Origin of the sequence: Kocuria sp., from assembly GCF_030536815.1 — a bacterium.
Taxonomy (GTDB): domain Bacteria; phylum Actinomycetota; class Actinomycetes; order Actinomycetales; family Micrococcaceae; genus Kocuria; species Kocuria gwangalliensis.
In genome coordinates, this window is the sequence record NZ_JAUNPE010000037.1 from 1 (window position 1) to 3628 (window position 3628).

Annotated in this window: 4 protein-coding genes and 1 tRNA gene; all 5 read right to left on the bottom strand. The window is 64.0% G+C overall.

Annotated elements, in window-relative coordinates:
- The coding region (locus Q4E95_RS05395) for a carbohydrate ABC transporter permease (protein WP_303382340.1) at window positions 1–587 on the bottom strand (587 nt) is incomplete at its 3' end.
- Window positions 584–1900, bottom strand: a complete 1317-nt coding sequence (locus Q4E95_RS05400; RefSeq protein ID WP_303382341.1) for an extracellular solute-binding protein — start codon at window positions 1898–1900, stop codon at window positions 584–586. The genes Q4E95_RS05400 and Q4E95_RS05395, both read right to left, overlap by 4 nt.
- 127 nt (window positions 1901–2027) lie before the next feature.
- Window positions 2028–2948 (bottom strand): AEC family transporter, encoded by a 921-nt coding sequence (locus Q4E95_RS05405; RefSeq protein ID WP_303382342.1) that lies wholly within the window; start codon window positions 2946–2948, stop codon window positions 2028–2030.
- Between the two features lie 76 nt (window positions 2949–3024).
- Window positions 3025–3477 carry an aspartate 1-decarboxylase gene (gene panD, locus Q4E95_RS05410; protein ID WP_129699563.1) on the bottom strand — a complete coding sequence of 151 codons (453 nt, stop codon included), beginning with the start codon at window positions 3475–3477 and terminating at the stop codon, window positions 3025–3027.
- Window positions 3478–3554: 77 nt separating this feature from the next.
- Window positions 3555–3628, bottom strand: a tRNA-Gly gene (locus Q4E95_RS05415).

Consider the following 3628-nt stretch of genomic DNA (forward strand, 5'->3'; position numbering starts at 1 on the left):
GGCGTGGTCTTCCAGATCTCGGACGCCATGATGATGCTCAACGCCGGGCCTGCGGAAGCGAACCAGTTGAAATCGGGGCCGATACCGGGCACCCAGTCGAACCAGTTGTTCACGTAACCGGTGGTGATGTCGAACGCGTAGAACCACGCGAATGCGGACACCACGGTGATGATGCCGTAGGGCACCAGGATCGCGGTGCGCAGCAGGCCGCGGGTGGCCTTGATCGCACTGTGCATGACCAGTGCGAGGGCCAGACCCAGCACGAGTTCCACGAGCACGGTCACCACGGTGATCAACAGGGTGACACCCAGGTCCTGCCAGAACAGGGAGTCGGAGAAAACCGTGGCGTAGTTGCCCAGGAACACGAATTCCTTGTCCCCGGGTGCGGTGAGGCGGAAGGAGAACAGGGAGTCGTACAGGGCCTGCACAATGGGGTACAGGGTCACCAGCAACATGATGATGAACGCGGGGCCGGCCAGCAGCCAACCGAGCTTTCGCTCCGCCCGGACGCGGTCCGAAATCTGCCGTTTGGCCTTGGGCGCTTGGGTCCCAGGTGCTCGGGTCGAAGAATCGACGGTGGTACTCACAGCAGCGCATCTCCCTTCAGGACTTGCTCAATAAAGGCAGTGGTCTCTTTAGGCGTGTTCTCGTTCACGCTCTGCGGTGGCGTCCACTCCTGCTGAATGGCGGTGGAAATCTCGTTGTAGTACGGAGTCTGCGGGCGCGGTGCCGCGTTGTCCAGGGATTCCCGAATGACCGACGCCTGCGGGTACGCCTCACGCACCGCGGCGTCGTCAAAGGCCTTGGCGGAGGACGGCGGGTTGCCGTTGGTCGCGAAGTACTGCGACTGGTGTTCCGGGGTGACGATGCACTCCACAGCCTCCCAGGCGAGATCCTGGTTTTCGGAAGTGGCACCCACACCAATGTTGATACCACCCAGCGGAGGGGCGGACGGGGTGTCGGCATTGACGCGGGGCCATTGGGCCCAGCCGATATCGTCCACCAGGGACTTGTCCAGCGAACCTTCTTCCACGGCGGCGTTGGACGCCGCCCAGACGAAGGGCCAGTTCACCATGAACGAGCCCATGTCCCCCTGGAACTGGATCATGGATGAGTTTTCGTCCTGGGTGGGTAGACCCGGTCCGCCCAGGCCCTCCTCGCCAATGGTGCCCACGATCTCGGCAGCCTTCTCACCGGCCTCGCTGTCCAAGGTGATTTCTGCGTCCTGGCCCTCTTCGCCGGAGGTGATGATCTGGCCGCCGGCCGAGGCGACCAGTCCGTTGACCCACACGGTCATGGACTCGGCCTGGGTGCCTTGAACGCCCAAATACTTGTCCTGGCTGCGTGCGGCGTCAATGATTTGATCCCACGTGACCGGCTTGGACATGTCCAGACCGGCGGCTTGTGCGACCGACTTGCGGTACCAGAGCAACTGGGTGTTGGCCCAGAACGGTACGGCCACGATCTCACCGTCCCACTTGGCGCCCTCGAGTGGGCCGTCCAGGGTGTCCGAGGTGGTCCTTTCGACCACGTCCGCCGGCGGCTTGGCCAGGAACCCGGGCTCGGCGAGCTCGGGAACGAACGGCGGGTCCAGGCTCATGATGTCCATGGACGTGTCGCCGGCGGCCAATCGCCGGGCCAACTGCTCTCGCTGCGAGGACGCATCGCGGGGCAGCAGGGACGTTTCGATCTTGTACTTCCCGTCAGAGGCCGCGGAGCATTGTTCCGCAATGGTGGCCTGCCCGCCGTCGTCCGGGTTGATGTACCACGTCAGCGTGGGCGGGCCCGATTCTTGCGAACCGCACGCCGTCAGCAACATTGCCGACGCGCCCGCGAGCGCAACCGCACTGCGGATCCGGCGTCCCCTCCGCGCCCTGCGTGGTGTGTGAGTGGCTTTCACTATGATTCCTCCCCTGTGACAAGGTCATCCACTGGGCAGTGAGCCCATGGACCCGGAAGGGTCATCAGGCTGCTCAGCATTTACTCAGTCTATGGGTGAGGCATCTCACACCTGTCGACCGACGCGGTCACGAAAGCACTACGGCAATGATTGCCATGGTGACCATCGAGAACACCGTGGTGACCAGGACCGTGTCACGGCTCACAGTGGTTGCGCGTTTATACCGTACCGCCGCCACGTAGAGATTTTGAGCAGTGGGCAGGGATGCCATGATCACCGTGGCGTACAGGGCATGACCCTCGAGCCCCAGGAGGTGCCCCAAGAGCAGGGCGAGCGCGGGGTGGACGAACAACTTTGCCGCGGAGGCAAGCAGAGTGTCCATGCGTTCGCGCTTGTCCGACAGGGGTCGTGAGCCCACCAGGGACATGCCGAAGGCCAGCAGCATGGCGGGGATGCTTGCGCCGGCGACCAGTTCAATGGGCTGCAGCACCAGATCGGGCAGGTGCCATCCGGTGGCTCCGAACAGGATGCCCAGCAGGGACCCCACGATCAGTGGATTGGTGAACGTGTTCTTGAGAATCGAGCCCGGGGTGGGTCTGGCGCCGTCGGTGAGGGTGTCCATGGCCGTGAGATAGAGGGGTGAGTTGATGGCCAGCTGGAACAACATCACGGGGGCCACCTGGGACGCGTCCCCCAGGACGAACACGGCAATGGGGATGCCCAGGTTGGCGGCGTTGACCTGACCGGCGGCCTGGGATCCCATCACCACGGTGGCGGCATCACGTTTGAGCGCGAAGCGTGAGACGCCCGCGTACAGGCCCATGGTCAACCACGCGGAGAGCATGGCGATCAGCAGGGGAGTGGACAGGATCTGCGCAATGTCCGCCTGCGAGATGGTGAGGAACAACAGCGGCGGGGAGGCCACGTAGAACGCGAGTTTGGACAGTACTACCTGTCCGTGCGGGCCCAGAAAACCGGAGCGGCCCACCAGGAATCCCACACCGATGACGGCCCAAATGATGAAAAACCCGGAAAACACGCCGCTCACGGGCGTGTTCTCTCGGGTAAGGGCCGTTCGTCGCGCACGACCCCGGGGTCCGGGGAACCGAGAAGCACCGTGGTGGCTACAGTGCCGCTACAGCGGCGTCTTCCTGGGCCCGCGCATGGTCCCGCGCCTGGGGCGGGCGAACCATGTCGCCGGTGACGGCGTCCGCCGGATCCGAACCCAGGGCCACGATCTTGTTGTTCTCGTTCACGTGCACCACGTGGGGGTTGTAGTTCTGGGCTTCCGCGGTGTCCATGAGTCCGTAGGAAATCAGGATCACCAGGTCACCGGGCTGCACCAGGTGGGCGGCGGCACCGTTGATCCCGATCACGCCGCTGCCGCGCTCGCCGGCGATCGTGTAGGTCTCGAGCCGGGCACCATTGTTGATGTCCACGATGGACACCTGTTCGCCCGGAAGAATGTTGGCCGCATCCAGCAGGTCCTGGTCCACGGTCACGGATCCCACGTAGTGCAGGTCGGCCTGGGTGACGGTTGCTCGGTGGATCTTTCCGGTGAACATGGTGCGCAACATGGGTGCTCCTCGACGCGTGCAATGTGTAACACGAACCCCGGGTCCTCGAAGGTGTCCCGGGGCGGTGGCGCGATATGTGGAGCGGCTGACGGGAATCGAACCCGCGTATCAGGCTTGGGAAGCGTGCGCTCTACCATTGAGCTACAGCCGC

Excerpts from the sequence above, each read along its gene's own strand:
- panD (WP_129699563.1), bottom strand. The coding sequence starts at position 3,477 with ATGTTGCGCACCATGTTCACCGGAAAGATCCACCGAGCAACCGTCACC.